Origin of the sequence: Paenibacillus oryzisoli (assembly GCF_050467285.1) — a bacterium.
Taxonomy (GTDB): Bacteria; Bacillota; Bacilli; order Paenibacillales; family NBRC-103111; genus Paenibacillus_E; species Paenibacillus_E oryzisoli_A.
In genome coordinates, this window is record NZ_JBCMUN010000022.1 from 43,761 (window position 1) to 68,751 (window position 24,991).

Consider the following 24,991-nt stretch of genomic DNA (forward strand, 5'->3'; position numbering starts at 1 on the left):
CGAACAAACCTCTATGTTAGCTGTCGGACTTCCTCCGATTCAGGTCTAACCTTTCACTGCGCCAATCGTTAACCCTTTAACAAAGAAACGCTGGACAAACGGATATAGAAACAGAATCGGCCCCGTCACAATGATGGCCATCGCCAATTTGGTCGACTCGGTCGGAATCTCCTGACTCATCGTCGCCCCTGTACTGACTCCAAGCTGCGAGATGGCCGCTGCCGTATTGATAATGTTGTACAAGAAATATTGCAGCTCGTATTTGTTCTGATCGTTGATGAAAAGCGACGTCGAGAACCAGCTGTTCCAATAATGAAGGGCGAGAAACAGCCCCACCGTCGCAATGCCCGGCAGCGCAAGCGGCAGCACGATCCGATAGTAAATCGTAAAATCGTTCGCCCCGTCGATTTTCGCCGACTCTGACAACTCATCCGGGATGGAAGCAGAGATAAAACTGCGCATGAGCAGCACCAGAAACGGCGTCATCAGCCCAGGGAAAATGAGCGCCATGTACGAATCTGTGAATTTTAAATATTTCGTAATCAAAATATACCAAGGCACCAAACCGCCGCCGAACAGCGTCGTGAAGTAAATATAAAAGGAAGCCACATTCCGATATTTAAAATCTTTCCGCTGCAGCACATACCCTGTCATCGTCATCATAAACAGCCCCAGCGCCGTCCCCGTGACGGTCACAAACGTCGTGACGCCGTATGCTCGCAGCACCTTGTCGGGAAAATTCAGCACCGCTTTGTAAGCCGTGATGGAAAACACCTGCGGAATCAAATGATACCCGTGCTTGATAATCGATTCATTCTCGGTCAAGGACCCCGATATGATCAGAATGAACGGGAACAAACAGAGCACGGAAAGCGCAATAATAATGAGATAAGCCAACATATGAAAAGCAATGACGTCAACGCCTCTGGCTCGCACCCAGATTCACCTCCTAGAATAATGCGTAATCTTCGTTTGATTTGCGAATCAAATAGTTCACGGTCATAATCAGCACGAAGCCGAAAATGGATTGAAACAACCCAGCCGCCGTCGCCATGCCAATGTCGAACGTCACTTTGAGCGAGCGGAATACGTACGTATCGAGGATGTCCGTCGTGTTGTATAGAATGCCGTTATTCCCAATAAGCTGATAGAAGAGATCGAATTGTCCCTTCATAATGCTGCCCAGCGCAAACAAGAGCAGGATGACAAAGGTCGGCTTCAGCATCGGCACCGTAATGTACCAGATCCGCTGAAAAATATTGGCGCCGTCGATCTTCGCCGCTTCATAATACTCGTCGCTGATACCGGTGATCGTCGCGAGATAGATGACCATCGTATAGCCGAGATTTTTCCATACATAGAAAATGACGAGAAGAAAAATCCAGGCCGTCGGCGTATTGTAAATATCGATCGGGTTTTTATCCAAGGATTTCAGCGTCGTGTTCACAAAGCCGGTATCATAGTTGAACATGTTGTAAGCGATTGCATTAAGCAGAACAAAGGAAATGAAATACGGCAGAAACATGAGGGATTGCGTAATCTTTTTGAATAGCTTACCGTGCATTTCACTGAGCAGAATCGCCACGAAGATCGCTGCCGCATTCAGACAGACGATAAAAGCCAGATTGTAAGCCACGGTATTGCGAGTCAGTGTCCATAACGTGCCGGACTTCCATAAGAACTGAAAGTTTTGCAGTCCGACGAAAGGACTTCCGAATAATCCGCCGTCAAAATCGAAACGGGTGAAGGCAAAGTAAATGCCGATCATTGGCACGTACGAATTAATAAAGAAGAATAGCAAGGTCGGCGCTAACATCAGAAACATGATTTTGTTTTTGTTCAGTTCATACCAGAAGCCCTTTTTACGAAGCATTGTCTTCCCCCTCCTGCTTGCCCTGTCATCAGATTGTGTGTGAGCGATCGTCATATCCGCATTATAAGCGGCGATTCATCGTTTCCGATACTGAAAATCCGTTCAAAAAACTGAAAGAATCCCATCAACTCTTGCCATCTGCGGTATGAACAATTCCTACTTTCATGGACTTTCCCGACTTTTCACACGGTTTCCTATTCCTGAGAGCCGCTCCATCCATTGCAAGCGTTTTCGAGATACGCTATACTTTTCCTACACATGGAGGAGGGGTGCCTGGATGCTTCGTAAGAAGGAGAGCAAAGTGATGTACCGCAACATTCTTCTAACTACGATCATGACCATCGTGATTACGCTGCTCGTATCCTCTACGATTCTTTACGTTAACTTTGACAATATTGCGCTCAAGCAAGTGTATGCATCGGACTCCGACAGTCTCCAGCAGACCAGCACGCGCATTCAATCGATCACCGGCACCGCCGCCTCGCTTTCATTCCAGATCTACCGCGATTTCGTCATCAGCAAGCTGCTGTTCTACGATAAGCCCGACATCTTCGATATTCAGGGCAGCATGGCCCAGTTGAATAATTACCGCCTTGCTATGCCGTTCATTGACTCGATTTATGTTTACAACGGCGCTTCGAAGTTGTTTTATGTGAGCTCGAACAATTTTCAGAGCGGCATTCAAACGCGTGAGCAGCTTGGCGATCCCGGGATGGTCGAGATTTTGGATCATTTTCAAGCCTATACGCCTTTCATTCCGATTCCCAGAACGTTTAACACAGCCGCAGATCAACCTTCACTGCCCCCACAACCTGTCGGCATTTACTCGTATCTCTGCTACGATGCCATTAACCTAGAAAACTCCTTGAATTCGGCCATTATCGTCAACATTTCCGAATCTTTCTTCAATAAAACCTTGCAAAATCAGCCGAACAGCCGCTCCAGCAATGAATTTATTATTAATAAAGAAGGGACACTGCTTTCTACGAACGGCAGTGATGCGATTGCTACCCGCTATGCGGAGAAAAGCTACATTCAGCGCATTCTGGCCAACGCCGGATCGCCTGGCTATCTGGTCGCCGACGTCGATAGCGTCAAGTCGCTCATCTCCTACACCGCACCGGATCCGCTCGGCTGGCGATACATCCGTGTCACACCGTACGCGGTGATTACCGAGAAAATTACGAGCATGCGTACCAAAACAATTTACATCTCGCTCAGCATTTTGCTGGCCGGGCTTCTCATGTCGCTGTTCACCTCCAAACGGCTGTACGATCCGATCGATAAAGTCATTCGCAGTTTGAAGCTGCTGGAGAATGAGCGCAGAGATAATCAACAAATTTTACGGCAAAATTTCCTGAGAAATATGTTGACCGGCCGGGACGTGTACCACCCTGCTGCCTTGCAAAAGAAGCTCAGCTACTTCGGCTCCAGTATCGATATTGCCAACCCGGCCATACTGCTTATGGTAAAAATTGACCGCTTTGAGGAAACGCGCGCAGCGTACAACGATCAAATCACCCTGATGCGCTACGCGATGATGAATATCGGGTGGGAAGTATTCAGCCCAAGCTTCCATACGGAGGCCATCGATATGGAGGAAGATCATATTCTGCTGCTTCTCTCTGCGAAAGAACAGGAGCTGTGTCTCGAGAATATTGCTTTCACTTCACTTTTGGAACAGCTTCGCACCTCGATTGCCGATTACATTAAGCTTTCTGTGTCCTTGACGATCAGTCCGTTACAGCAGGATGCGCAAGATTGTTTCGACCTGTACCATCAACTGCTGGAAGCATCCTACCACCGCTTGTTCCGAGGGCATGGCTGCATGATCCATTCCGATGAGATTCTGGCCTATCAAGACAAGGAGTATCAATTCCCGACGCAAAAAGAAAAACAGCTCGTCGAGCGTCTGATGACCGGAGACAGCGCAGGAGCAGAGGCGGTCTACAGCGAAATCATACAGGAAACAGCTGTGTATCCTTACTCTGTCGTACATCTGGCGATTTCGCATTTGACACTGACCGTCAACAACGTACTAACGACAATGAATCGCAACAATGCCGTGTCCATGCCGCTTTATCTGAACACGTCCATTGCTTCACTGTCCCGCATCGAAACGATTGCCGAGGTCGACAATCAGTTCTTTCAAGTGTTCCGGCAATTGGAACAGAAGCTCGACGAGAAGAAGAATTCGAAGCATCTCGAGCTGATTAAAAAAATGAATGACATCATCGAACGCGATTATGCGAACCCGAATTTGTCGCTTCAATCCATCGCCGACGAGCTGTCCATGTCACCGGTTTACATTTCCCGCTTGTACAAACAGAACACCTTGGTCCCGCTCACCGATTACATTCAAGATGTCAGGCTGAGCAAATCCAAGGAACTGCTCCTGCAGACCAACTTATCTGTCGCCGACATCGCCGAGAAAACCGGTTTTACGAGCGACTCCTACTTCTATCGTCTGTTTAAGAAATATCACAGCATTACGCCGAACGATTTCCGAAAAAAATTCACGCCTCAAAGTGCGCTTTTAACGAACTTAATGGACGGGGGCATCGCCCTGCAGAAAGGGATGGAGAAACAATGAAGACATGGTTAACGAAGCATGAGATGAGCTTGGGGCGGGTATTCGAGGCAGTCACGGAGAGGGTGCGTCAGTACCCTGCTCCGCTTGATCAGCTAGGGCTGTCGTATGCAGCCAAATTCGACGTAGGTCAAGAAGGCAGCTCTAAGAACTATGTCTGCTACTTACTGCCTTATTGGATGGAAGATGTAGGCGAATTATCGTCCGAAACGCAAGATAAACTCGCGATCGCAAATATTTTTATCATGTTGTACTACTTCATTCAAGACGACATTATGGATTCTTCCAAAGGGGAGCATCGCGAGAAGCTGCCATTGGCTAATCTGTTTCAAATGGACTATATGGCGATTTATCGTGAACTTTTCCCGGCTTTTTCTCCATTCTGGAGCTACTATGAGACTTATGTATGCGAGTGGGCGGACAGCGTGACGAACGAAGGCAGCCGAGACGATTTCTTTGATGACAAGCTGCGCATCGCGCGCAAAGCAAGTCCCGTGAAGAACGCCAGCACAGGCGCTTTGCTGCTGACTGGACAAGCCCATCTGATCCCTGAGGTAACTGCTGCTGTAGAGTTATCGCTAGTTACACTGCAGATGTTGGATGATTACGCAGATTGGGAGGAGGATTTGGAAGAGGGAAGCTATAATTGTTTGCTGGCTTCGATTCGTAGGAAGCTGAACTTTTCGCGGATAGATACGCTGACCGTGGAGGCTGTGAAACATGAGCTTTATGTACTAGATCACGCCGATGTTTATTCAGAAATCGCTGCAGCCCATCACGAAAATCTGCATCATATGTCGATTCATATGGATCAACTCTATGAATTTCATGAATCTCTTGTACGAAACTTGCAAAATATTTCTCAGGAAATAAAAGAACAAAGAAAACAATTACTTTTAGGCGGTTTTTTCCATTTTATGTCGAAATCTGTATAGAATTTTCTGTAATTTTTTCGGGAATCATGCTACAATTCTCTTTGTAGGGAATTTTACCCAATAACTATAGTAGGAGTGATTGCCGATGTCATCAAACGAAGCACTGAAAGCGCAAATTATCCAAAAGGCCTGGGAAGATGAAGCCTTCAAACAGCAACTGCTGTCGAATCCTAAGGCGGCACTGAAGCAAGCGTTCAACATCACAATTCCGGATGACATCAAAGTGAACGCAGTTGAAGAAACGTCGACAGAGTTCGTGTTGGTTATTCCTACAAATCCTGCTAAAGTATTGGTTATGGCAAATGGTGCAGAATCTATGTGGTAGTTCATAATTAAAAAAGGTGCCCGCTTTTAGCGGTGCACCTTTTCTTCCGTTATAGCAGGAAATCGAAGAATTACTTCTGTACCTTGATGGCGTTGGCTCTTGAATTCAACCTTTCCCTTCATCATGTCAATTAGCCGGAACGTTACCATAAGTCCAAGACCGGTTCCTTTCGTCTTGGTTGAGTAATACGGTTCGCCGAGCTTCATTAATTGTTCCGGCTCTATCCCCTCACCGTTGTCCTTGATGTGGATCCACACTTCTTCTTGCTTTCGATAAGCCCAAATGTGAATTTGCCCTTCTGTTTGAAAAGCTTCTATGCTGTTTTTGATTAAGTTCATTAGGACTTGCTTTAATTTAGATGAATTACCGAGTATGTAAAGGTCATTTGGTACACTTACCGAAATCCCTCCCCCATGCATTGTAGCTAATGGGACGATAATACCTTCTATTTGACTAATTTCCTTGTTAACATTTAACTCTACCATTTCATCCAACTGGGGTTTGGCAAAGGTCAAGAAGTCAGTAATAATTACTGATGCGCGATCTAGTTCTTCTATAGCAATTCCCATGTATTCCTTGTTCTTTGAATCAGCCGATGAAGAAACCAATTGTAAAAATCCCCGTGTCACTTGTAGCGGATTACGAACCTCATGCGCGACCGAAGCTGCGAGAGAGGATATCATCTCCATTTTCTCAGAGAGCTGAAGTTGATGATTATAAAACTCTAATTCTTTAGCGTAATTAATCATATGCTTCTGATTAATGGCGAATCTTCTGCATAAAATGATGATTAAAGTCAGAAGAAAACCAATGATGCCATATTTCCAAAGAATAAATTGATACCTTTGCCCATTTCCATAAAATAGAACAAGATCAAGAATTCCCATAATAGCAAAAGTAGCGAACCCTATCGAGAATATCATCGCCTCTTTATTACCACGAATCACAAAATAAACTGACAAAATCGAAATTATACTAAATTGTAAAATCATCATGATGCCTAATAATGTAACAGACATAAAATAGTAGAGTTGGTTCCATTGATACCCATTCATTTGATTAATGAACATAAAGGCAATTGTCATTGTCGAATAGGCCGTCTGGGTGATACGAAAATAGCGTACCCAACGTAATTTTCCGTTTTCGAATATTTTTTCAATGAAATACGTCAGAGTAAGCAAGAAAATGGCAAGCGAGACATCAAAAACATTGCTAAGCAGAACACCAAATTGCGGATAGTTTACATACAAAAATTGCGAAAAAGTAAGGAATATCCCACCTAAAGACAAGATATGCAAGCTAAGGGAGATCCATGTTTGGCGTTGTGTTTTGTATAAGAACAGGGAACAAATAAACATTATAAAAGAGATAATTAGTAGCGTACTGCCTATAATGAAGTTTTGCATATCTTTTAAAATTAGCGTATGCGTTAAAACATCATAATTGCCCAATTTTATTTTTGAATTTATCCCAAGCCTATCCATCGTTGTTTCCAATCTCATATAAAGAACCTGCTTATTGTCTTCAGGGTTCAACGGTAAAAGCGAATACATAATGTCATGTGCATAGTCATATTTCATTTCGTAGATTAGTTGGCCATCCATAAACACTGATTGTTTTTGAGCATAAATTCTATCTATATACCCCCCATAATTTTTTGGAATCTCGTCTGGTAACTTAAACCGAACCCATGCAACCGTCACATCCTTCGGCTTTTCCGGTGCCACATCTCCGTTTTTCACCGTAATCCATTGATTCTCCGCCCCCGCGGTACTCATTACATCCTTTATAGTTGTTTCCGGTGAAGACCACATCAGATCCCAAGAAGAAATCGGTTTCAAGTCATTAACCTCTGCGGCTTTCGTCTGGGGAATCAAGCTGAGCTGACTTACCAGAAACACCATCCATACGACCATAGCACACAAACCGATTCGCCGCTTTTGAGTTTGCCCCATGCATTCACCTTCCCAACGTTACCTGTAAGTTATTTACAAATTATAATTCGACGATTATCAGCACTTTCCTTCTCTCATTTAACATAATTAAACAAAAGTAAACACCTTATAGCCGTATGCTATACAAAATAAAAAAAACAAAAAGGAAGTACTTAGTTCCAGAAATGAACTCCTTTTGACTGGATAATATTTCCTAGTCTAATCATAACATTGGATATGAGGATCTTCAAACTTAAAATTACCTCTAAGACTAGAAATCTATGCTATCGCTCTTTGCTAACCATAGCTTCTATGCATCTAAAGGCACTGTTAATAAAAAGATGTTTTGGGGTTTGAAAAATTTCACATACAATGCTATGATTTAATTAGGTAATTTTATCCAACAGGTAAAAGGGGGAAGATCTATGGTTACTTTAAATAAAAAACATATTGTAGTTCAGGGACAATCAGCGAAAGACATGATACAAGAAATCAATCAACCACCTTCCTTCAGTAAAGAACACATTGAAATGTTCAGAAATGCATTAGAGGTTAAGAAAAAACTTGAACAAAAGGCAATTGCTAAACTGAACTGATTGGAAAGGATGCTATACTTCATATGAATTTGGACGAAGTTGAATTTACTCCCCTGAAAGCAGAACATACTTTCGGGGGTTTTTCATGTGGAAATACAGACATAGACCGTTTTTTAAAATCCGACCAAGCCTATGCAGAGCAGATTGCATTGAATTGACGCAATGGGCAGGAGTCAAGTATCTTTTTCTATGGTCCGTCCCAAAATCAAGAGAGTTTTACAAGAAGAAGCTCTTTGTTGAAACAGATGTTGGCGAAACGAAGAATCAAGTAGCTATGAGACTATTAATCCCATACTATCAAACTGTTTAAAACCTGTCATTTTTGCCTACACTACAAGCATAAACTGTATCACTCTATGCTTGTGGAAGGTGATGAAGATTGAAACGAACTTCTAGAATTGTTGTCAGAGGTCAATCGGCAAAAGATATGATTAATGAAATAAACGATCCCAAAATAAGTAAAGAACATTTGGAATTATTCCGTAAAGCTCTTGAAGTTAACCGTAAAATTAAGAAAAATGAGAAATAATAAAAAAAAGGACAAATCAGAACCTTCGTTCGATTGTCCTTTTTCTTTTTAACTTTCTTCTCCCTAACTCTCCTTCTTCATCTCCGACTCATGCCAGGAGCTAAGCAGCCATTTCGCAAAGGCATTTACGAGCAGGAAGAAGATGATGCCGAGCGCCGAGGCGGATAAGCCGCAGGCGAACAGGTACGGCGTTTTGAGGCGAGCTGCTGCGTAGGTGATCGCGTAGCCGAGTCCGCCTTGGCCGCCGCCGATGCCGGCGATGTATTCGCCCACGATCGCGCCGACAACGGAGAGCGTGCAGGAGATTTTGAGGCCGGCGACGATGTAAGGCAGGGCTGCGGGAATGCGCAGCTTGAGCATCGTCTGGAAGCCGCTCGCATTGTAGAGGTAGAACAGGTTGCTCATGTTCTGATCCGTGGAGTTAAGCCCGATCAAGGTGTTGGATAACATCGGGAAGAAGCCGATCAGGAACGTAATAATGACAATGGCGTTCATGCCTGCATCGAACCAGATCACGATAAGCGGAGCGACAGCAACGATCGGGATGGTTTGTAAAATGATGGCGTACGGATAGACGGCTTTCTCGATCCATTTGGAGCTGGCGAGCAAGACCGCGCCGGCAATGCCGAGGAAGATGCTGAGCACGAAGCCCAGCACAGCTTCAAAGGTGGTCGTCCGCACCGACACCCAGAGCCCGGCTCTATTTTCATAAGCGGCTTTCACGATGTCGGATGGCTTGGGAACGAGGTACGCCGGTGCATGGGTCAACGCACACAACAATTCCCAGCCGCCGATAAACACGATAAATGCGACCAATGGCGGCACAAGCTGTCTCAAGAGCAGAAGGAATCGAAGGCCAGGCGAGACCCCATCCTCCATGCGCTTGGTCCAGGCCACACGCTCGCGTGCAGGAAAGATTTCATCAGGTAGCATTTGCAAGTAATTAGAGTCAACAGCCATAGCACTTGTCTCCCTTCGCTTTACATTTCACATATAATTTTGCCCGGATTCAGCAGACCTCTCGGGTCGTTCACCCGCTTCTTGCGTTCCATACTGCCGACTTCGCCGCGCCCGCCCTGATCGAGGACCCACGTATGCGGGTCGAAAATGCGGACACCGATGGATTCGCAAAATCCGATGATCTCGTACAGTCGTTCCTCTGTCGTAAACTTCACGACTGGCAACGCCGTCGGCGTCACCGTACCACCGCTGCGCACCCATTCAACATGCAGAAACAGTTCATCGCCGTACTCCGCTTTCAGCAGTGCGATCTGCTCCAGGTATCGATCAATCTGGAAGCCCGCCTGCAAATAGGTCATCGTCTCATCGGTTTTCATCGCCCACAGTGTCGTATGGTTCCAGGTGAAGTCGGAGACACCGATCGTTTTGCGGTAATTTTTTGCTCCTATTATATGGGCGAGATGACCGCCGAACGCTTGCGCATGTTCTTCCACCAAAGCGAGTGTTTCCTCAGCAAATTCCAGCATGACCGCCGCCTGTCCCTCCTGTATCACTTTGGCAAAAGGGATGAAGTACGAAGGGATCGGCCATTCCATCGGCGCAACCAATCTTTTTGGAATGCGCTCATCTCGGGCCAGCACTTCGCCGAAGCGCATCGAGAGCTCGAAGGTCGGAAACTGGGCAATCGCCTGCGTCCATTCGGTGCGCGGGGCCAGCGGAATCGTTACTTCGGTCAAAATCCCCGTCGTGCCGTAATTATGAATGTAGTTGAACAACTCATCGCCTTGAACCACGAGGCGCTGCGGCTCCTCCTCCATCGTATAGATGACGGCCTCCAGCACGTTGCCATCCCACAGATTGCCGTAGGTGATCGACCCGATCCCGCCGGACCCGCCGCTGACGAAGCCGCCGACCGTCGCTTTCACATACGTACTGGGGTATATGCACAGCTCCTGCCCGACTTCGCGTGCTTTTTTGTCGATGATGCCGAGCTTGACGCCGCATTGCAAGCGGGCATAACCGGGGCCAATTTCAAGAATCTCATCCATCCGGCTGAGATCCATCAGGATGCCGCCCTGCAGCGGAACGGCTTGCCCATAATTGCCGGTTCCGGCACCGCGCACGGTCACCGGAATGCGGTGAGCGTAACCGAAGGCCAACACTTCGGCCACTTCCGCTTCCGTTCTTGGCAGAACGACCGCGTCAGCAGCCTTCACCCCTTGCAGCAATCGGTTCAGCACCGGTGAGTACCAGTAATAATCTTTGGACAGCTTTTCCCTTATATCGGAATCGATTGCGACGATGTCTGAACCAAACTGGTCTTCGATTTCATGCAGCCAAGTCGTTTGTGTGGACATTGCAGGCTCACCTCCCTTTTTAATGCACTAAGGCGTCGTTCACTTCACGCACCAAATCGTTGAATTGCAGCGTCGTCCGGAATGTCTCATCCCGTGGGAACGGCACGGGAATTTCTACTCTGGCGGCGATTTTGCCGGGGCGAGGGGTCATGACCATGACGCTGGTTGATAAAAACACAGATTCAAACACGTTGTGCGTGATAAACAGTACGGTCATCGATTTGTCCTGCTGCCAGATGTTCAACAGCTCCAATTGCAACGTTTGGCGAGTAATTTCGTCGAGGGCGCCGAACGGCTCATCCATCAGCAGCAGCTTCGGCCGGGAAATCAGGGCGCGCGCAATCGACACGCGCATCTTCATGCCGCCGGAAAGCTCCCGGGGCAGCACTTTCATGTAATCTTTCAGCCCGACAAGCTCGAGTACGCGCTGCGCTTCGGCTTGCTGGGTTTTCTTATCGACGCCTCGCAGCTCGAGCGGAAGTTTGACGTTCGATTCTACCGTCGACCACGGCAGCAAGGTATGGTCCTGAAACACAAACGCAATGTCGCTCTGCTTGCGCGCTTCCTTCGGCGTCGTGCCGAAGACGTCCAGCGTGCCTTTACTCGGCTTGGAGAGACCGGTCATGATTTTAAAAATCGTCGATTTCCCGCAGCCTGAAGGGCCTACGAAGCAAAGAAACTCACCTTCCTGAATGATCAAATTCACATCCTGCAAGGCGATCGTGCCGTTCGGATACGTTTTCGAAAGATTCGCCAAGCTGACAAAGGTTGAAGGTGTTGCAATCGGGCTGGACGCAGCAAGCAATGGGGCATTCTTCGCCATGTTCGTCATCTCCTAAATAATCTGCTATATTCGAACCATGCGCACTTCGTGGGCGTTCACCCTTTCACGGCGGCTTGCTTGCTAAAAGAAACTTGCTCCGCTGATGCTTGCCAATATTGCGCCAGCGCTTCATGCCGCCATTCAGCTTTGCTTCCCGGCGTACGCACGAACCGGCCTTGGTTGTACACCCATCTCCGATCGGGTAGTAGGGTGAACAGCTCTTCTACTGTCGTGCCGTCCAAAATAACGAAGCTGGCGGGAATACCCTCTTGTATGCCGTACTGCGGCAAGTCAAGCACCTTCGCAGGCGCCTCCGTAATCATGCGTAGCAGCGTGCGAAGATCGCCAGGTCTGCCCATATGCGCCGCATAGGAGCCGATCAAGGCAATTTGCAGCAAATCCCCCCGCCCGAAAGGATGGAAAGGATCGTGAATATTGTCCGAAGCGATGGCAATCGGAATGCCCGCTTCCCAGATTTGCTTGAGACGCGTCACACCGCGCCGCACCGGAAACGAATCGTGTCTGCCTTGCAAATACAGATTCACAGCCGGCAAAGATACCGCTTTGAGCTTCGCTTCGGCCATACTATCGATAATTGCCATAGCATCCTCGTCAGTCATCGAAGCGAGCGCACACAAGTGATCGACGGCAACTCGGCCCTGGTAGCCGGATTGGATCGTTCGCTGCGCCACGTAGAGCGCTGTCTTCATCGCCGGATTGTCGGTCTCGTCACAGTGGAGATCGATCGGTACGTCGTATTTTTCAGCTAAGTTAAACATATAATCAATATCCGCCTGCGGGGTCTCCGACAAATGCGGTGCGCCGCCAATCCCATCCACACCCATGCGGAGCGCTTCGTGGATCGCCTCTGTGTCCAGCGACATAAAGTTGAACGGACACATCGGAAACAGCTGTAAGTTGATGAAAGGCGCCAGCGCTTCTTTGGCCTCAAGTGCCGCTTCCACCGTACGGATCGCAACATCTCGCGAGTGCCTCAAGTTGAAATCGAGATGCGTGCGGATGTGCGTCGTGCCAAAGGACAGCGCTTGAAGCGCCGAGCGCATGATGCGGGCCTTGATCTCCTCCTTGGAGAAAGTCGGAGCCGCCTGCGAATAGTTGCGAACGGCTTCTTCGAGTGTGCCGCTTTGGTTTTCCACCGTGGTCAAGGAAAACGATTTATCCAGATGCATATGCGCGTCGACCAAACCGGGGAGCATGATGCGCCCCTCCAGATCGATCGTCGGCACCACATCGTTCGCACCATGCGACTCAGGCGTCCACGCTTCCAGTTTGATACCCCTTGGCAGGCCGGCTGCATCGGCTTCCTGCTGTTCGATAAGCGTCCACTCCCCATCCCGAATGGAGAGACGATAAAATTTCTCTTCATTATATAAGGGCAATCGGACGTTACAGAAATTGATGTTGCTCGAAGTTACAGAAGCCAATGCCGCCACCTCCCAAGTGGTAAAATATCGTAATTTTCAGTCTTTATTTTGTAGGCAAAAACTGTGTTGTGAACACTTTGTCGATCGGCTCTGCCGTTTTCAGGACGCCAACGTCGACCAGCTGCTTTTGCACTTCTTCCCAACGTTCTTTCGTCATGATGCCGGTGCCTTTGGTTACAGCGTCACCGCCGAAAACGAAGTCCATTTCTTTCGTAGAGCTGTATTTCATCATATCCAGTCCCATATCAGGGTTCTTTTGTTGAATTGCCGGGTTAATTTCTTCAGCATGATCTTTGTAGTAATCCCACCCCTTCACGGTCGCTTCCACGAACGCTTTGACTTGATCCGGGTGTTCTTGAATCATTTTCTCGGTCGTGAAGTAGACGCCGGCGTAAATGTTGTAACCCGAATCCGCGTTCAGGAGGACGCCGTACTCGACTTTTTGCTGATCCAATGTGAACGGCTCGGAAGTGACGTAGCCTTGGGTCAATGACGACTTGTCATTCACGAAGTTGACCAGTTGACCTGTGTATTTGAGCTCCTGTGCATCGTCGAGCTTGTATTTTTTCTTCATAAACTGCCAGAAGCTTGCGGTGGAGGCGACATAAACTTTTTTGCCGTGGAGGTCGGAGAAGTCCTTGATGCCGGATTCCTTATGGTAGATGAGCGCTTGCGGGCTCTTCTGCATCGACGTCGCGATCGCTACGATCGGAATGCCTTCCTGTCTCGCCACCAAAATGTCATCGCCGTTCGCCATCCCGAACTGCGCTTTGCCCGACGCCACGATCTGTGTGGCGGATACTTGCGGGCCGCCCGGCATGAGCGTCATGTCGAAGCCTGCATCTTTGTAAAAGCCTTTGGCCAGCGCCGCAAAGTTGCCGCCGTGCTCCGGTTCGGCGAACCAGTTCAGCACCGTCGTCACGGGAACCGGCGTCTTCGCTGCCGGAGCCGTCGAAGCTGTCGGAGAAGCCCCTGCTGCCGCAGACGGTGCTGCCGCCGATGGCGCCGGCGAAGAGGAAGTCGTGGAGCTGCCGCAGGCTGCCAAAAGCCCTGAAATCATAAGCACACTGAGAGAGACAACTGCCGGGCGTTTCACGCCAAATGCTTGGGAACCTTGGAATCGTTTCATCTTAAACTTCCCCTCCGATTGTGGTTTTCTCTACGATCTTGAACATCCTCTATAAGGCCGTTAACCTTGAGTCAAATATACGTTTGCAAACCTGCCATCGTCAACGAAGAGACTGACGTTTTGTATTTCCACACAATAAACGATCGTCTTTTTATGGTTTTTCCATGATTGTTCGGTCCCCACTCTTTACAATTTGACCAAAATCCGAATATTACCTACTTCGTTTATATCGTACCCACTACGACACCAAGCTCACGCAAGTATCTGCGGTACGCAATGGAGAAACGGTCGACCCGGTGATTCAGCTCCACCTGCAAATCCAGCGGCAGCAGCTCCGGCTTCTGCGTCTCAATGACCTTGGCATCCTGATCAAACACAATATCCTGAAAATGTTTGAAGTTCGCATCGTCCACGTCATAGGCATAATTGCGCGATACGAGCATGAACACGACGCACTCCTCTGCCGCAACCGGGAGCACCGTCAGCATGATCCACAGCGCCTGCCCGTTGCTCGGGTCCGCCTTCGTCAGCCGCCCTGAAAGGGGACGGTATATTTCCTTGCGGTACACATATGTTGTGCCGTCCTTTTTATCGGAGCCGGAGTGTGCGACAGGCTGGAAAATCGGAATATTTTCAATATAAATACGGTTTTCCTCCTTGATCACCTGATAATCCGGCAGTTCCGCATAGTCGGGATGCCCCAGCAAATCCTGATGCACGAACATAAGGTGGGCAAAATCGGTAAAGTTCTCGATCACGCGCGTCCCCGCTGCCTGCACCTTGTACGGTCCGCATGGAATCGGGTGATACTCCGGGTTCGCGAACTCCTCAAAATGCGGAATCGGCCCGCTCGGCTCCCCAAGGCACACCCAGATAAAGCCGTATTTCTCCTCGCAGGCGTATGTCACGGCTTTGGCCCTTGGCGGGATGCGCTCCCCTTGTGGCTGTGCAGGAATACAAACGCATTGGCCGGAGGATTCGTACTGCCAGCCATGATACGGACACACAAGAATATCGTTCTTCACCCAGCCTCGGGACAGCATCGCCCCACGATGTATGCAAAGGTCCTGCAGGGCATGGACGCCCCTGCTGCTCCGATAAATCGCCACGCGTTCGCCCAGAATGATGACCCCCGCCGGTTGCTCCTTCAGCTCTGAAGCCAAATAAACCGCATGCCAATCGTTCTCCAATACAGGATCGTGCAATCTCTCTTGTGCCATCTTCCTCATCCTCCATGAATGAAAGTTGGTGCTGCTATTTTAATCGTGGTTAGCAAAAATCGGATATGCCCCCGCCAGCTTGCTGCGGAGCGCGTCCACACGCATCTGCGCCTGGCGCAAAACGTCCTGCTCGTCGATCCACGTGCTCTTGCCGTGTTCCACAACCACTTGCCCGCCAACGATCACAAGATCGACATCGTTGCCGTTTGCATTGTAGACGAGCGCCGAAGACGCTCGGTGAACAGGGCTGATATGCGCCTTCATCATATCGACAGTCACGAGGTCGGCTTTTTTCCCCGGCTCCAGGGTGCCAAGGTCATGGCTGCGCCCGACTGCTTTGGCGCCGTTCACCGTCGCCATTCGGAGCACCTCCATCGGCGGCAGCAGCGTCGCGTCCAGCTCATTCACCTTGTGCAGGCATGCCGTGAATTTGAGCACCTCCAGGTTGTCCTGGCAGTTATTGGAGCCGGGGCCATCCGTGCCCAGAGCGACATTGATGCCCATGCGCAGCATTTCTGGCACACGCGCTACGCCCGAAGCGAGGTACATATTCGAGACGGGACAGTGCATGACCGAAGCGCCTTTGTCCCTGATCAACTCCAGTTCACCGTCATCGAGCCAAACGCCATGCACAACCTGCGTCTGCTCGCCGAGCAGACCGACATCGTCCAGCAGCTCCAAATTGCGGCGGCCGTAGCGCGCCATCGTATTCTCGATCTGCTCGCTCGTCTCCGCGACGTGAACGTGCGAGATCAGCCCGCGATCCCGGCTGAATACCGCCGCCTTTTCCAGATAACCCCGCGAGCAGCCGTACAGATTGAGCGGCCCGAGGGCAATGCGAATGCGTCCCTGCGCAGCGCCCTCCCACTCATCGAGCAGTCGGTCGGTCGCGTCGAAAATCTGTTCCTCCGTTTCACGGAAGCGAATCTCACCGGCCAAATCCGAGCAGCCCCGGGCCAAATGCCCGCGAATGCCCGAATCGACCATGGCTTGCAGCACGCTGGCGTCATTTTCCGGGAACGTGTGAATATAATGGTGATCCATGATGTACGTGGCGCCGGACTTCAAATTCTCGATACACCCGATCAGCGCCGCCAGATAAAAATCTTCCGGCTCCATCGCCAAGCTCATCGGCCAAATAATTTCCCGCAGCCACTGCGCGAGTGGGGAGCGATCCGAAACTCCGCGCATGAACGTCTGGAAAAGGTGCGTATGCCCGTTAACGATGCCGGGAATGACGACTTTGCCTGAGACGTCGTAGGCGCTGCCAGCTTCTTGGAGCAACCGTTCTTTCCTAACGCTCCCCGTCCACTCGCCGACTTCAAGGATCGTGTCGTGCTCGATGTAGACGTAGCCGGGCTTGAAAATCTCTCCTGCGGCATTCATGGTCAGAACCGTGCCGTTGTAAATGAGTTTAGTGGATATGGGGATCACCTCTTTCACGTAATATAAACTAACAAAAAATTGGTTTTCAAATATTATGTCATGTAACTTAACACGATTATAAATTCATGGTCAACAGGACGTCAATACATTCGTTAATATATTTTTTGATAATAATTACGTTTCATTCGCTTTATACCTATGTTATATTAACAATATATCAAATAAAGAACATGAACGATTACGTTTTCGATCATCACGTCGACATAAGGAGTGATATTTATGTTAGATTTACACAATCTCGATCCGATCGATCAAGAGATCATCAAACTACTCCATGAGAACAGCCGCATCTCCTATGCGAGAATCGGTGAAATGCTGAACCTTTCACGGGTTGCGATACAGAAGCGCGTTGAAAACCTCATCGAGGACGGCATTATCGAAAATTTCACAATTCGGTTGAATGCGACGAAGCTGGGCAAGGTGGTGAGCGCTTTTTTCGAAGTGGAAGTCGAGCCTCGCCATGCGGAGGCCGTCGGGAACGCGCTCGCCGAAGACCCGAATGTGGTCAGCATTTATCAGATGACCGGCATGAGTTCACTGCATATGCACGCCCTGCTGCGCGACGAGGCTGAATTGGAGCAATTTTTGTATCAGAACATTTACAAGTTGGATGGCGTTGTGCGTGTAAATACGCAGATGGTCATCAAGCGATTTAAGCAGGGGACGGGGTTGGAGTTGTAGAGGGAGGGACTCCACTTTTGGCACATTCCTTCCACTTTTTATACATAAAAAAATAGCAGCTTGCAGATTCTCTTGTACAAAAAATTTGAGTTTGTCGTTAAGTCCGAAGCGTGTGTATAGTTAACACATGTAAGGGCTTTCTTTATTGTTGTTTGAAATTGAATCCGGATGAAGGAGGTGCTGCAAAGCTGCTTTTAAGCGAAGCCCTACATGTGATGCAGGCTTAAGTTTTGCCTATAATTGAGGAGGGATCAGGATGATTAATTTAAGGAGAAAACTGTTATTCACCAGCGTTATTTTCGCATCTGTCATTGGCAGCCAGCTCGTCCCCCATGTCACACAGGCAGATACACCTGTGACGTATTATGTAAGCGTATCCACCGGGGATGACTCGTATGATGGTCTCAGCACGCAGACTGCCTTCAAATCCATCCAGCGGGCAGCCGACCTCTCGGGTCCCGGGGACAAAATTTATGTCATGAATGGCACTTACTACGATTGGCAGTCCAGTTCACTGCTAAGTATTTCACATTCAGGCACGCCTACCGCCTACATTACATTTAAAGCTTATCCAGGGCATTCCCCTCTCTTGCGCCCTGTGAACGGCGCCTGGAATGCGATCTCCATTCATGGTGCAGCGTATGTGAATATTGAAGGTTTTGAAATTGCAGGCGACACGCCGAATATTACGTTGGCTCAAGCACAAGCCAGTCACGACGCTTACAAAACGCAGGCCATCAATGCAAAGAATCCCAACTTCACCAGTAACTGCACCATCACGTGGAATGACTATGCCAAGACGAATACGAACGGCATTCAGATTACGACCGCCCCATCCGTGCCATCGAATCCGAACTCACCTCCTCTGATCCCTCAACACATCAACATACGCAATAACAAGATTCACGATATGCCGGGGGCTGGCATCGCCGGTCTGTCCGGAGATTATTTAACCATCGAGAACAATCTTGTCTACGGTACGTCCAAACGAACGTTCTTTGCAACAAGCGGGATCAGTTTGCTTAAGCTGACGAATTGGGATACTAATACCGATACGTCCTTTTATAAGAACTATGTCCGCAATAATACGGTCTATGACAATCGCTCTGAGGTTGGCTGGGCTGATAAAGAAATTGAAAAAGGCCTCTACACCCTTCCTGTCCGATGGCAACGGGATCATTATCGACTCCAATGAGGTGACGAACTATAAAGGAAAGACGCTGGTTGCCAATAATTTGTCCTATAATAACGGCGGAGCGGGTATTCACGAGGTCGACAGCAGCTATGTGGATTTCATCAACAATACAACGTCCAATAATGGCTTAGTGCCTTCGGAGAACTATCCGGAAATTTTTGCAGTACGCGGCTCCCATATCAACTACTACAATAATATCGCTTATCCGAATGGGGCAGCCACTCCCAACAAAGCGTTTAGCATGAATAGCACAACCAACGTCGCCTATGATTACAACGTGCTTAATGGCGTGGTTGATGGAGCGGCTGCACCGACACCCAATCATAATCTATATGTAAATCCGCTTTTTAAAAATCGGGCAGGCTATGATTTCCGACTCGATTCGAACTCTCCGGCACGGGACAGCGGCACGTCCAGCTTCGCCCAGGCGACGGATAATCAGTTGAACGCACGTCCGCAAGGAACAGGCTACGACCGCGGGGCCTTCGAATTCGTGACAAGCGCGCAGCTATCGCGCACAGGCTGGACCGCTTCCGCTTTTGCCACCCGCAACACATTGGTACCGGCGTATGCGATTGACGGCAGCACAACATCCTATTGGTCCTCGGGTACGAATATGGCGATAGGGCAGACATTTACCCTCGATTTAGGTCAAAGTCAGCTCGTAGGCCGCGTCTCCTTCGGCTCCGACACGTCTGGTGTCAATTTCCCGAGCGGTGTAGATATTTTCGTATCCAACAACATCACGGAGATCGGTTACCCTATGAAATCGCTCAAGAATAATACGAATCCCACGATTGATCTATCCTTTGTCACTCGTACAGGGCGCTATGTGACGTTCAAAATCAACACAGCCAAGACGGCCTGGTGGACGATCAACGAAATCAACCTCTACACCCAATAAAATACCAAAGGACTTGAAGCGCGTAGTGCCGCTCAAGTCCTTCTTCATTCCGTTCCAATGCGAACCTGCTTGCCAGTGTTATCGTTTTACTCCCAAACCATCTCTGCCCGAGCCAGCGCATCTTTCAACGCATGAATAGCTGTTACGACGCGCTTGGGATCGCTGGAATACGGCAAATACTTGGTCAAGTGAGGTTCGACGGAAAGAAAACCGGCGAAGCCTTGGGCACGCAGCAGCACAAGTAATTGATCAATCTGCCCCTCCCCCTTACCAGCAGGGACGAACTGTCTTGGCTCATTAATCGCATCTTTAACATGGATGTAGGCGGTATAGGCATTTAATTTGGGAAACGCTTCATCCGCGGGCTTCACATGGTTGATAACAAAGTTGCCTGGATCAAAGGCTAACCGCAGCGAGTCCGAAGCACAATGCTGCAAAATATCCAAGCAGCGATCATCGCTTGAGCCGTACAGTTGATTGTCGTTTTCCAGAATCATCGTTAATTCGTTGTCCTCAGCAAGTCGCAGCAACTGCTTCATCCTGCTCAGCACTTCATCCCTGACAGCATCCAGATCTTCGTCCTCCTTTACAAAATAAGAGAAGACCCGAATATAGGCTGCATTCAGCGCCTTGGCAGCACGAACCGCACGATGCATCGCCTCCAGCTGCGGGGCAAAATCATCACCGATCGGATACTTCCCGACGGGCGATGCGATAGAGGACACCGCGAATCCACGCTGGTCCAGCATTTGACGAATCGTTTGGAGCTCCTCTTCATTCAAATCGAGCACATTTTTGCCCCAGACATTCCGAACCTCGATGTAGGAGAGGCCTTCCGCTTGAAGCACATCCAATTGTTCATCCAAATCTTGTGAAATTTCATCGGCGAAACACGTCATTTTTACTTTGGACATTGCGTGACTCCTCTCCCTAACCGTTATTGGAACCAAACGAGGCTGACATATCGCTCACGACGACAGGCGCCGTTAGAACTTGTTTGACGAAGGTGGACGTTTGTATTTTCTCTTCCAAATGAGCTTGATACGCATCGCCGTCGATCGGCACCGCAACAGGACGCTTCTCGAAGGAGGACAGCATAATGCCATTGGCCAGCGTTACGGCACCGAGCCCTTCCGGACCTTCCGCGATCAGTTCCACGTCCTGTCCAAGCAAGCGATCAACTAAGCGTCGGGTTACAACCTCATGGCCTGTTGGAATCGTCGTGTCCACGTCAACTTCCTCCGGCTCCAATGTCCACGTCGCAAAGTGCTGATCTGTCTCTCTGGAGAAGGCCAGGAGGGGTTGCGGGTATTTGAAGTGCAACAATTTGCCGTTCTCCAGAATCAGCTTTCCAAGATCGCCTACAATTTCCAAGCGATTCGTTCCCGGCAACTCGGCCGTCGTGACGATTAAATGTCCAACCATGCCATTGGCATGCTCCAAATAAGCCGTTACTTCATCCTCAACCTCGATATCATGATATTTTCCAATATGGGCATGGCCGGAAATGAGCGACGGCAGGCCGAATAACCACTGGTACATATCCAGCGTATGCGGGCATTGATTGGTCAAGATGCCGCCTCCCTCACCTGCCCAGGTTGCGCGCCAGCCACCGCTGTTATAGTAAGCCTGCGAACGGAACCACTTCGTATGAATCCACGTTGCCCGGGTTAATTGCCCGAGCTCACCGCTCGCCACGATTTCTTTCAGCTTCGCATAGAAAGGAAGCGTTCTCTCTTGAAACATAATGGCAAACTGCAAGCCCGGATGGTTGAGTTTTGCTGCTTCATAGGCTTGTATCATCCGATTCGCATCGTTGACGTGCACGGCAATCGGCTTTTCGCACATCACATGAATGCCGCGTTCGAACGCTTCAATGGCGATGGCAGGATGATCATAATGTGGAACAGCGATGATGACAACGTCAAGACCGCTATGAGCAAGCAGCTCACTGGGACTAGGGTACGCTTTGGCATTATACATCTCCGCATAGCGGTTCGCCCTTTCTTGATCTACATCGCACACACCGACCAGCTCCACATTCGCCATTTCACTAACGTACTTCAAATGGAGTTGACCAATATTGCCTAATCCAACGACACCGATTTTTACCACTGGCAGAGTCACAATCGTTCCCTCCTGCAAATAAATATTGAATAACTTACTTCCATCTTATACCATTGGAATTAGCTACATCATGGATGAATTTGCCCCAAAAGTGGATTATCTTGCTCATTTGAAAAGGACGATACGACATGATTTCGAACTACCTCTCCCATATGGATGAACACGTAAACTTTCTTCATGCAACGCGAAAACCACCCTTTAATGTGCATTTCCATCTGCACAAAGGGTGTGAAATTTTCTTTTTAATTCGCGGAGATGTGAATTATTTTGTAGAGAAAACCGTGTACCCGCTGCAATATGGCGACCTCATCATTACCAATGAGCACGAAATCCACAAGCCAGCGATTCTCTCTGAAGCGATGTACGAGCGAGTGACCATTGAATTCGATCCTGCGCTCTTTGACATGTTCCAAACCGAGCAGATGGTGCCGCTGAGATGCTTCTATGACCGTCCGCTTGGCGAGAAAAATAAAATCAGCTTAAATGAAGCGGAAGCCGCCGCCTTACTTCAACGCTTTCATACGCTTGATCAGGTTACAAAGCATCCTTTTCCAGGCGATGCCCTGGTCAAGCTAGGCTGCATGCTCGAAATTATTGCGCAGGTCCAGCGTTTATACGATGCCAATCACGACAAAGAAGCCGGCCTGGACATGCCTGTGCGCTTGACGCCAATCCTCGCCTTTCTGGATCAGCATCTGGCCGAGGAATTATCCTTGGAACGGCTGGAAAAATTGTTTTTCATCAGCAAATTCCACTTGAGCCGGCTATTTAAAAAGTATACTGGCAGCACCATCCATGAATACATCGTGGTCAAACGCATCGCGCTTGCCAAGAAGCTGCTGAAGGAAGGCGCCACGGTGACGGAGGCCTGTTTGGGGTCGGGCTTTAACGATTATACAAGTTTTCTGCGCATGTTTAAGAAGAAGGTTGGCGTTCTGCCCAAACATTACGCGAAACAAAAGCATCCAAATTGGAACGAGAGCAAATAGCGCATGTTCACGCGCATCATCTATGCATTACCTAGATGCTCCCTCCATCGTTAATCGCATTCCGCGCGAATTGAACATAATAGGGCAGCGAAATCTCAGCCCCTTCCAAGAGCGGATTGTGCATTTTCTCCCATTTAAAGCTTATCCAGCCATCAAAACCATGCTCGGCAAAACTGCGGATGATTTTCTTGAGAGGCACCCGCCCCTGACCTGGCAGTACATCGGGAAAACGCCCACCACATGAAAGGACATCTGCCACATACAGTTGTCTTACGTAGGGAAGAATGCGCTCTAACTGATCAAACAGCTCCTCTTCTCGTTCCATACAATGATCCGGTGAAAAAATCATCCCCATTCGGGGATGGAAGATCCTGTCCAACAGTCGCATTAATTGACCAGCCGTAGCATGGCTTCGGTGGTTTTGCAGGAGAATGGCGACGTCAGAACGATCCTGCTCCAGCACGCTAAGCAGCAATTTAGCCATTTGTTCGTGATACCACGCCTCCGACGAATCGGCAGGCAGCTTGCAAAACACGCGTATCGCCGGCGCCCCTACAGCATTAGCCAATTCAAGCGCTTGCCGCAAATACGCTTCAAGCTCGCGCCAGGAAGTCAATTCTCCATTCGGGGCAGGATTGTAAGCAAGCAGACTGCTTGCTTGAATGCCCGTTCGCTCCAGTAGGCGCCTAATCTGCGCAAGCACTTTGTCCGATGCCCCTAGAGGTATATCCCCAGGTTGCCCCGAGATCCGTAGATCAATCCCCTGATAGCCGTATTGCCTCGCCGCTTCAATGGACTGGGCATACGTGAACCCCGGTGTCGCTAACGTCGTATAACTGAGTTTCATCCCTACACCTCCACAATCAAACGGTCATTCGTTGAAACTGCGTTTGCGCGATTTCCTGCTGTAGCGGCTCTCCCGCGACAAAGCGACGGATTTCCTCGACCATTCCCTGCGTGTACCCGGCATAGTCCAGATCGCCTGCGCAATGCGGCTGTAGAATGACATTGTCCATGGCTCTCAGCACACTGCTGAAGGGCAGCGGCTCCTCTTCAAACACATCCAGCACGGCAAAAATTCGGCCGCTGGCGAGCTCGGCAGTAAGTGCTTTTTCATCAATGAGCGCCCCTCTCGCCGTATTGATCAATACCGCTTGATCCTTCATCAAGCTGAGCATGTGCCGATTAATTAAATGGTACGTTTCTTTCGTTCTGGAAGCATGAATGGAAAGAAGGTCCCCCCACGTCATAGCTTCCTCCAACGTAGCAACCAACTCTGTACGAGGAAACGACTGCAAAGCTTCCGCTGTCAAATACGGGTCAAAAATCCGAACCGAAACTCCAAAAGGCTGCAGCAGCTCCAGCAAATAGCGGCCAACCGTCCCTAAGCCAATCAAGGAAATCCGCTTGCCAAACAGACTCCTCTTGTCATAGGGCTGCCAGCGTCCCTCTTTCATAGCTCCATCGTGCTGGGGGATGCGTCTCAGCGCAGACAGCATATAGGCCAGCGTTCCTTCGGCCACATAACGGGCCATGATTTTATTTGCACTGCATACTTGAATTCCCCGATCATACACCGCATCGGTGAGAAATGGACCTACAGATGCGCAGACGTGCGCGATCATTTTAAGATTTGGCGCGTGTCTTAACACTTCTTCATCAAACACCGGACACCCCAGCCAACTATGGGTCAAGCAAATATCAATGCCCGGCAAGCTTTCCGCAAGCTCGTCCTGCGTCATCGTTCTTCCGAACTCGTTTACCTTCACAGTTCCCATTTGTTCCAACTGTTCCATGATAGAGCGCGGGAAAAACTGATCCCGAAGCTTCCCGGCCTGCAGCGTAATCAATATATTCATCTGGCTATCTCCTTTAGTTGAAATTGCTTCTTCCTTCAGTGTAGTCGAGAATCGCGCCGATGAATTGCGTTTT

Annotated in this window: 24 protein-coding genes; 10 read left to right on the forward strand and 14 right to left on the reverse strand. The window is 49.0% G+C overall.

Annotation, left to right across the window (positions count from 1 at the left end; genetic code table 11):
* Positions 1-45: 45 nt before the first annotated feature.
* Both ABE504_RS29585 and ABE504_RS29590 read right to left on the reverse strand, forming a co-directional pair.
* The gene (locus ABE504_RS29585) at positions 46-900 is read right to left on the reverse strand and encodes a carbohydrate ABC transporter permease (protein ID WP_430095993.1); all 855 of its coding nucleotides are present in this window, start codon (positions 898-900) and stop codon (positions 46-48) included.
* Between the two features lie 49 nt (positions 901-949).
* Entirely contained in the window at positions 950-1,873 is a 924-nt protein-coding gene (locus ABE504_RS29590) for an ABC transporter permease (protein WP_430095853.1), read from the reverse strand.
* A gap of 277 nt (positions 1,874-2,150) precedes the next feature.
* Here ABE504_RS29590 and ABE504_RS29595 point away from each other — a divergent pair, with 277 nt between their 5' ends.
* The 3 genes from ABE504_RS29595 to ABE504_RS29605 all read left to right on the forward strand — a co-directional run bounded on the left by ABE504_RS29595 (position 2,151) and on the right by ABE504_RS29605 (position 5,723).
* A complete protein-coding gene (locus tag ABE504_RS29595) occupies positions 2,151-4,466 on the forward strand; it encodes an AraC family transcriptional regulator (RefSeq protein ID WP_430095856.1) in 2,316 nt (771 codons plus the stop codon).
* Positions 4,463-5,398, forward strand: a complete 936-nt coding sequence (locus ABE504_RS29600) for a class 1 isoprenoid biosynthesis enzyme (RefSeq protein WP_430095860.1) — start codon at positions 4,463-4,465, stop codon at positions 5,396-5,398. The genes ABE504_RS29595 and ABE504_RS29600 overlap by 4 nt, the downstream gene beginning before the upstream one ends.
* An 85-nt stretch (positions 5,399-5,483) precedes the next feature.
* A complete protein-coding gene (locus tag ABE504_RS29605) occupies positions 5,484-5,723 on the forward strand; it encodes an NHLP leader peptide family RiPP precursor (RefSeq protein ID WP_430095863.1) in 240 nt (79 codons plus the stop codon).
* Positions 5,724-5,749: 26 nt separating this feature from the next.
* Here the strand turns inward: ABE504_RS29605 and ABE504_RS29610 are convergent, their stop codons facing one another.
* Positions 5,750-7,678 carry an ATP-binding protein gene (locus tag ABE504_RS29610; RefSeq protein ID WP_430095866.1) on the reverse strand — a complete coding sequence of 643 codons (1,929 nt, stop codon included), beginning with the start codon at positions 7,676-7,678 and terminating at the stop codon, positions 5,750-5,752.
* Between the two features lie 404 nt (positions 7,679-8,082).
* On the opposite strand from ABE504_RS29610, the gene ABE504_RS29615 reads away from it, so the two are divergent.
* From ABE504_RS29615 to ABE504_RS29625, 3 genes are all read left to right on the forward strand, one after another.
* On the forward strand, positions 8,083-8,253 hold the full coding sequence (locus tag ABE504_RS29615; protein WP_430095868.1) for a hypothetical protein: 171 nt from the start codon (positions 8,083-8,085) through the stop codon (positions 8,251-8,253).
* A 23-nt stretch (positions 8,254-8,276) separates the two neighbouring features.
* Complete coding sequence (locus ABE504_RS29620; RefSeq protein WP_430095872.1) at positions 8,277-8,411, forward strand: hypothetical protein; 135 nt, start codon at positions 8,277-8,279, stop codon at positions 8,409-8,411.
* 221 nt (positions 8,412-8,632) lie between these two features.
* Positions 8,633-8,782 carry a hypothetical protein gene (locus ABE504_RS29625; protein WP_430095874.1) on the forward strand — a complete coding sequence of 50 codons (150 nt, stop codon included), beginning with the start codon at positions 8,633-8,635 and terminating at the stop codon, positions 8,780-8,782.
* 63 nt (positions 8,783-8,845) lie between these two features.
* Here the strand turns inward: ABE504_RS29625 and ABE504_RS29630 are convergent, their stop codons facing one another.
* The 7 genes from ABE504_RS29630 to ABE504_RS29660 all read right to left on the reverse strand — a co-directional run bounded on the left by ABE504_RS29630 (position 8,846) and on the right by ABE504_RS29660 (position 17,151).
* Positions 8,846-9,661: an ABC transporter permease gene (locus ABE504_RS29630; protein WP_430095995.1), complete on the reverse strand. Its 816-nt coding sequence runs from the start codon at positions 9,659-9,661 to the stop codon at positions 8,846-8,848.
* Between the two features lie 101 nt (positions 9,662-9,762).
* Positions 9,763-11,100, reverse strand: a complete 1,338-nt coding sequence (locus ABE504_RS29635) for an FAD-binding oxidoreductase (protein WP_430095877.1) — start codon at positions 11,098-11,100, stop codon at positions 9,763-9,765.
* A gap of 19 nt (positions 11,101-11,119) precedes the next feature.
* Positions 11,120-11,923, reverse strand: a complete 804-nt coding sequence (locus ABE504_RS29640) for an ABC transporter ATP-binding protein (RefSeq protein ID WP_430095878.1) — start codon at positions 11,921-11,923, stop codon at positions 11,120-11,122.
* 56 nt (positions 11,924-11,979) lie between these two features.
* On the reverse strand, positions 11,980-13,368 hold the full coding sequence (locus ABE504_RS29645) for an amidohydrolase family protein (RefSeq protein ID WP_430095880.1): 1,389 nt from the start codon (positions 13,366-13,368) through the stop codon (positions 11,980-11,982).
* A 43-nt stretch (positions 13,369-13,411) separates the two neighbouring features.
* Entirely contained in the window at positions 13,412-14,497 is a 1,086-nt protein-coding gene (locus tag ABE504_RS29650; protein ID WP_430095883.1) for an ABC transporter substrate-binding protein, read from the reverse strand.
* Between the two features lie 224 nt (positions 14,498-14,721).
* Entirely contained in the window at positions 14,722-15,717 is a 996-nt protein-coding gene (locus ABE504_RS29655) for a Rieske 2Fe-2S domain-containing protein (protein WP_430095886.1), read from the reverse strand.
* Positions 15,718-15,756: 39 nt separating this feature from the next.
* Positions 15,757-17,151 (reverse strand): amidohydrolase family protein, encoded by a 1,395-nt coding sequence (locus ABE504_RS29660; RefSeq protein WP_430095889.1) that lies wholly within the window; start codon positions 17,149-17,151, stop codon positions 15,757-15,759.
* A gap of 231 nt (positions 17,152-17,382) precedes the next feature.
* Between ABE504_RS29660 and ABE504_RS29665 the strand changes: the two genes are divergently transcribed.
* From ABE504_RS29665 to ABE504_RS29675, 3 genes are all read left to right on the forward strand, one after another.
* Positions 17,383-17,844: an Lrp/AsnC family transcriptional regulator gene (locus ABE504_RS29665; protein WP_430095891.1), complete on the forward strand. Its 462-nt coding sequence runs from the start codon at positions 17,383-17,385 to the stop codon at positions 17,842-17,844.
* Positions 17,845-18,100: 256 nt separating this feature from the next.
* Entirely contained in the window at positions 18,101-19,039 is a 939-nt protein-coding gene (locus tag ABE504_RS29670; RefSeq protein ID WP_430095894.1) for a right-handed parallel beta-helix repeat-containing protein, read from the forward strand.
* Positions 18,978-19,943, forward strand: coding sequence for a choice-of-anchor Q domain-containing protein (locus ABE504_RS29675; RefSeq protein ID WP_430095897.1), 966 nt, complete (start codon positions 18,978-18,980; stop codon positions 19,941-19,943). The genes ABE504_RS29670 and ABE504_RS29675 overlap by 62 nt, the downstream gene beginning before the upstream one ends.
* A gap of 86 nt (positions 19,944-20,029) precedes the next feature.
* Here the strand turns inward: ABE504_RS29675 and ABE504_RS29680 are convergent, their stop codons facing one another.
* Complete coding sequence (locus ABE504_RS29680; RefSeq protein ID WP_430095900.1) at positions 20,030-20,857, reverse strand: sugar phosphate isomerase/epimerase family protein; 828 nt, start codon at positions 20,855-20,857, stop codon at positions 20,030-20,032.
* Positions 20,858-20,873: 16 nt separating this feature from the next.
* Positions 20,874-22,070, reverse strand: coding sequence for a Gfo/Idh/MocA family protein (locus ABE504_RS29685; RefSeq protein WP_430095902.1), 1,197 nt, complete (start codon positions 22,068-22,070; stop codon positions 20,874-20,876).
* A 128-nt stretch (positions 22,071-22,198) separates the two neighbouring features.
* On the opposite strand from ABE504_RS29685, the gene ABE504_RS29690 reads away from it, so the two are divergent.
* Positions 22,199-23,059, forward strand: a complete 861-nt coding sequence (locus tag ABE504_RS29690; protein WP_430095905.1) for a helix-turn-helix domain-containing protein — start codon at positions 22,199-22,201, stop codon at positions 23,057-23,059.
* A gap of 31 nt (positions 23,060-23,090) precedes the next feature.
* Here the strand turns inward: ABE504_RS29690 and ABE504_RS29695 are convergent, their stop codons facing one another.
* Together ABE504_RS29695 and ABE504_RS29700 are read right to left on the reverse strand one after the other, a co-directional pair.
* Positions 23,091-23,906, reverse strand: coding sequence for a sugar phosphate isomerase/epimerase family protein (locus tag ABE504_RS29695; RefSeq protein WP_430095908.1), 816 nt, complete (start codon positions 23,904-23,906; stop codon positions 23,091-23,093).
* A 16-nt stretch (positions 23,907-23,922) separates the two neighbouring features.
* Positions 23,923-24,918, reverse strand: a complete 996-nt coding sequence (locus ABE504_RS29700) for a hydroxyacid dehydrogenase (protein ID WP_430095911.1) — start codon at positions 24,916-24,918, stop codon at positions 23,923-23,925.
* Positions 24,919-24,991 lie beyond the last annotated feature (73 nt).

What these genes read in the sequence shown, in the direction of transcription:
- ABE504_RS29585 (WP_430095993.1), bottom strand. Translation starts at nt 900, where the DNA reads ATGTTGGCTTATCTCATTATTATTGCGCTTTCCGTGCTCTGTTTGTTC.
- ABE504_RS29590 (WP_430095853.1), bottom strand. Translation starts at nt 1,873, where the DNA reads ATGCTTCGTAAAAAGGGCTTCTGGTATGAACTGAACAAAAACAAAATC.
- ABE504_RS29595 (WP_430095856.1), top strand. Translation starts at nt 2,151, where the DNA reads ATGCTTCGTAAGAAGGAGAGCAAAGTGATGTACCGCAACATTCTTCTA.
- ABE504_RS29600 (WP_430095860.1), top strand. Translation starts at nt 4,463, where the DNA reads ATGAAGACATGGTTAACGAAGCATGAGATGAGCTTGGGGCGGGTATTC.
- ABE504_RS29605 (WP_430095863.1), top strand. Translation starts at nt 5,484, where the DNA reads ATGTCATCAAACGAAGCACTGAAAGCGCAAATTATCCAAAAGGCCTGG.
- ABE504_RS29610 (WP_430095866.1), bottom strand. Translation starts at nt 7,678, where the DNA reads ATGGGGCAAACTCAAAAGCGGCGAATCGGTTTGTGTGCTATGGTCGTA.
- ABE504_RS29615 (WP_430095868.1), top strand. Translation starts at nt 8,083, where the DNA reads ATGGTTACTTTAAATAAAAAACATATTGTAGTTCAGGGACAATCAGCG.
- ABE504_RS29620 (WP_430095872.1), top strand. Translation starts at nt 8,277, where the DNA reads ATGAATTTGGACGAAGTTGAATTTACTCCCCTGAAAGCAGAACATACT.
- ABE504_RS29630 (WP_430095995.1), bottom strand. Translation starts at nt 9,661, where the DNA reads ATGGAGGATGGGGTCTCGCCTGGCCTTCGATTCCTTCTGCTCTTGAGA.
- ABE504_RS29635 (WP_430095877.1), bottom strand. Translation starts at nt 11,100, where the DNA reads ATGTCCACACAAACGACTTGGCTGCATGAAATCGAAGACCAGTTTGGT.
- ABE504_RS29640 (WP_430095878.1), bottom strand. Translation starts at nt 11,923, where the DNA reads ATGGCGAAGAATGCCCCATTGCTTGCTGCGTCCAGCCCGATTGCAACA.
- ABE504_RS29650 (WP_430095883.1), bottom strand. Translation starts at nt 14,497, where the DNA reads ATGAAACGATTCCAAGGTTCCCAAGCATTTGGCGTGAAACGCCCGGCA.
- ABE504_RS29655 (WP_430095886.1), bottom strand. Translation starts at nt 15,717, where the DNA reads ATGGCACAAGAGAGATTGCACGATCCTGTATTGGAGAACGATTGGCAT.
- ABE504_RS29665 (WP_430095891.1), top strand. Translation starts at nt 17,383, where the DNA reads ATGTTAGATTTACACAATCTCGATCCGATCGATCAAGAGATCATCAAA.
- ABE504_RS29670 (WP_430095894.1), top strand. Translation starts at nt 18,101, where the DNA reads ATGATTAATTTAAGGAGAAAACTGTTATTCACCAGCGTTATTTTCGCA.
- ABE504_RS29680 (WP_430095900.1), bottom strand. Translation starts at nt 20,857, where the DNA reads ATGTCCAAAGTAAAAATGACGTGTTTCGCCGATGAAATTTCACAAGAT.
- ABE504_RS29690 (WP_430095905.1), top strand. Translation starts at nt 22,199, where the DNA reads ATGATTTCGAACTACCTCTCCCATATGGATGAACACGTAAACTTTCTT.
- ABE504_RS29695 (WP_430095908.1), bottom strand. Translation starts at nt 23,906, where the DNA reads ATGAAACTCAGTTATACGACGTTAGCGACACCGGGGTTCACGTATGCC.
- ABE504_RS29700 (WP_430095911.1), bottom strand. Translation starts at nt 24,918, where the DNA reads ATGAATATATTGATTACGCTGCAGGCCGGGAAGCTTCGGGATCAGTTT.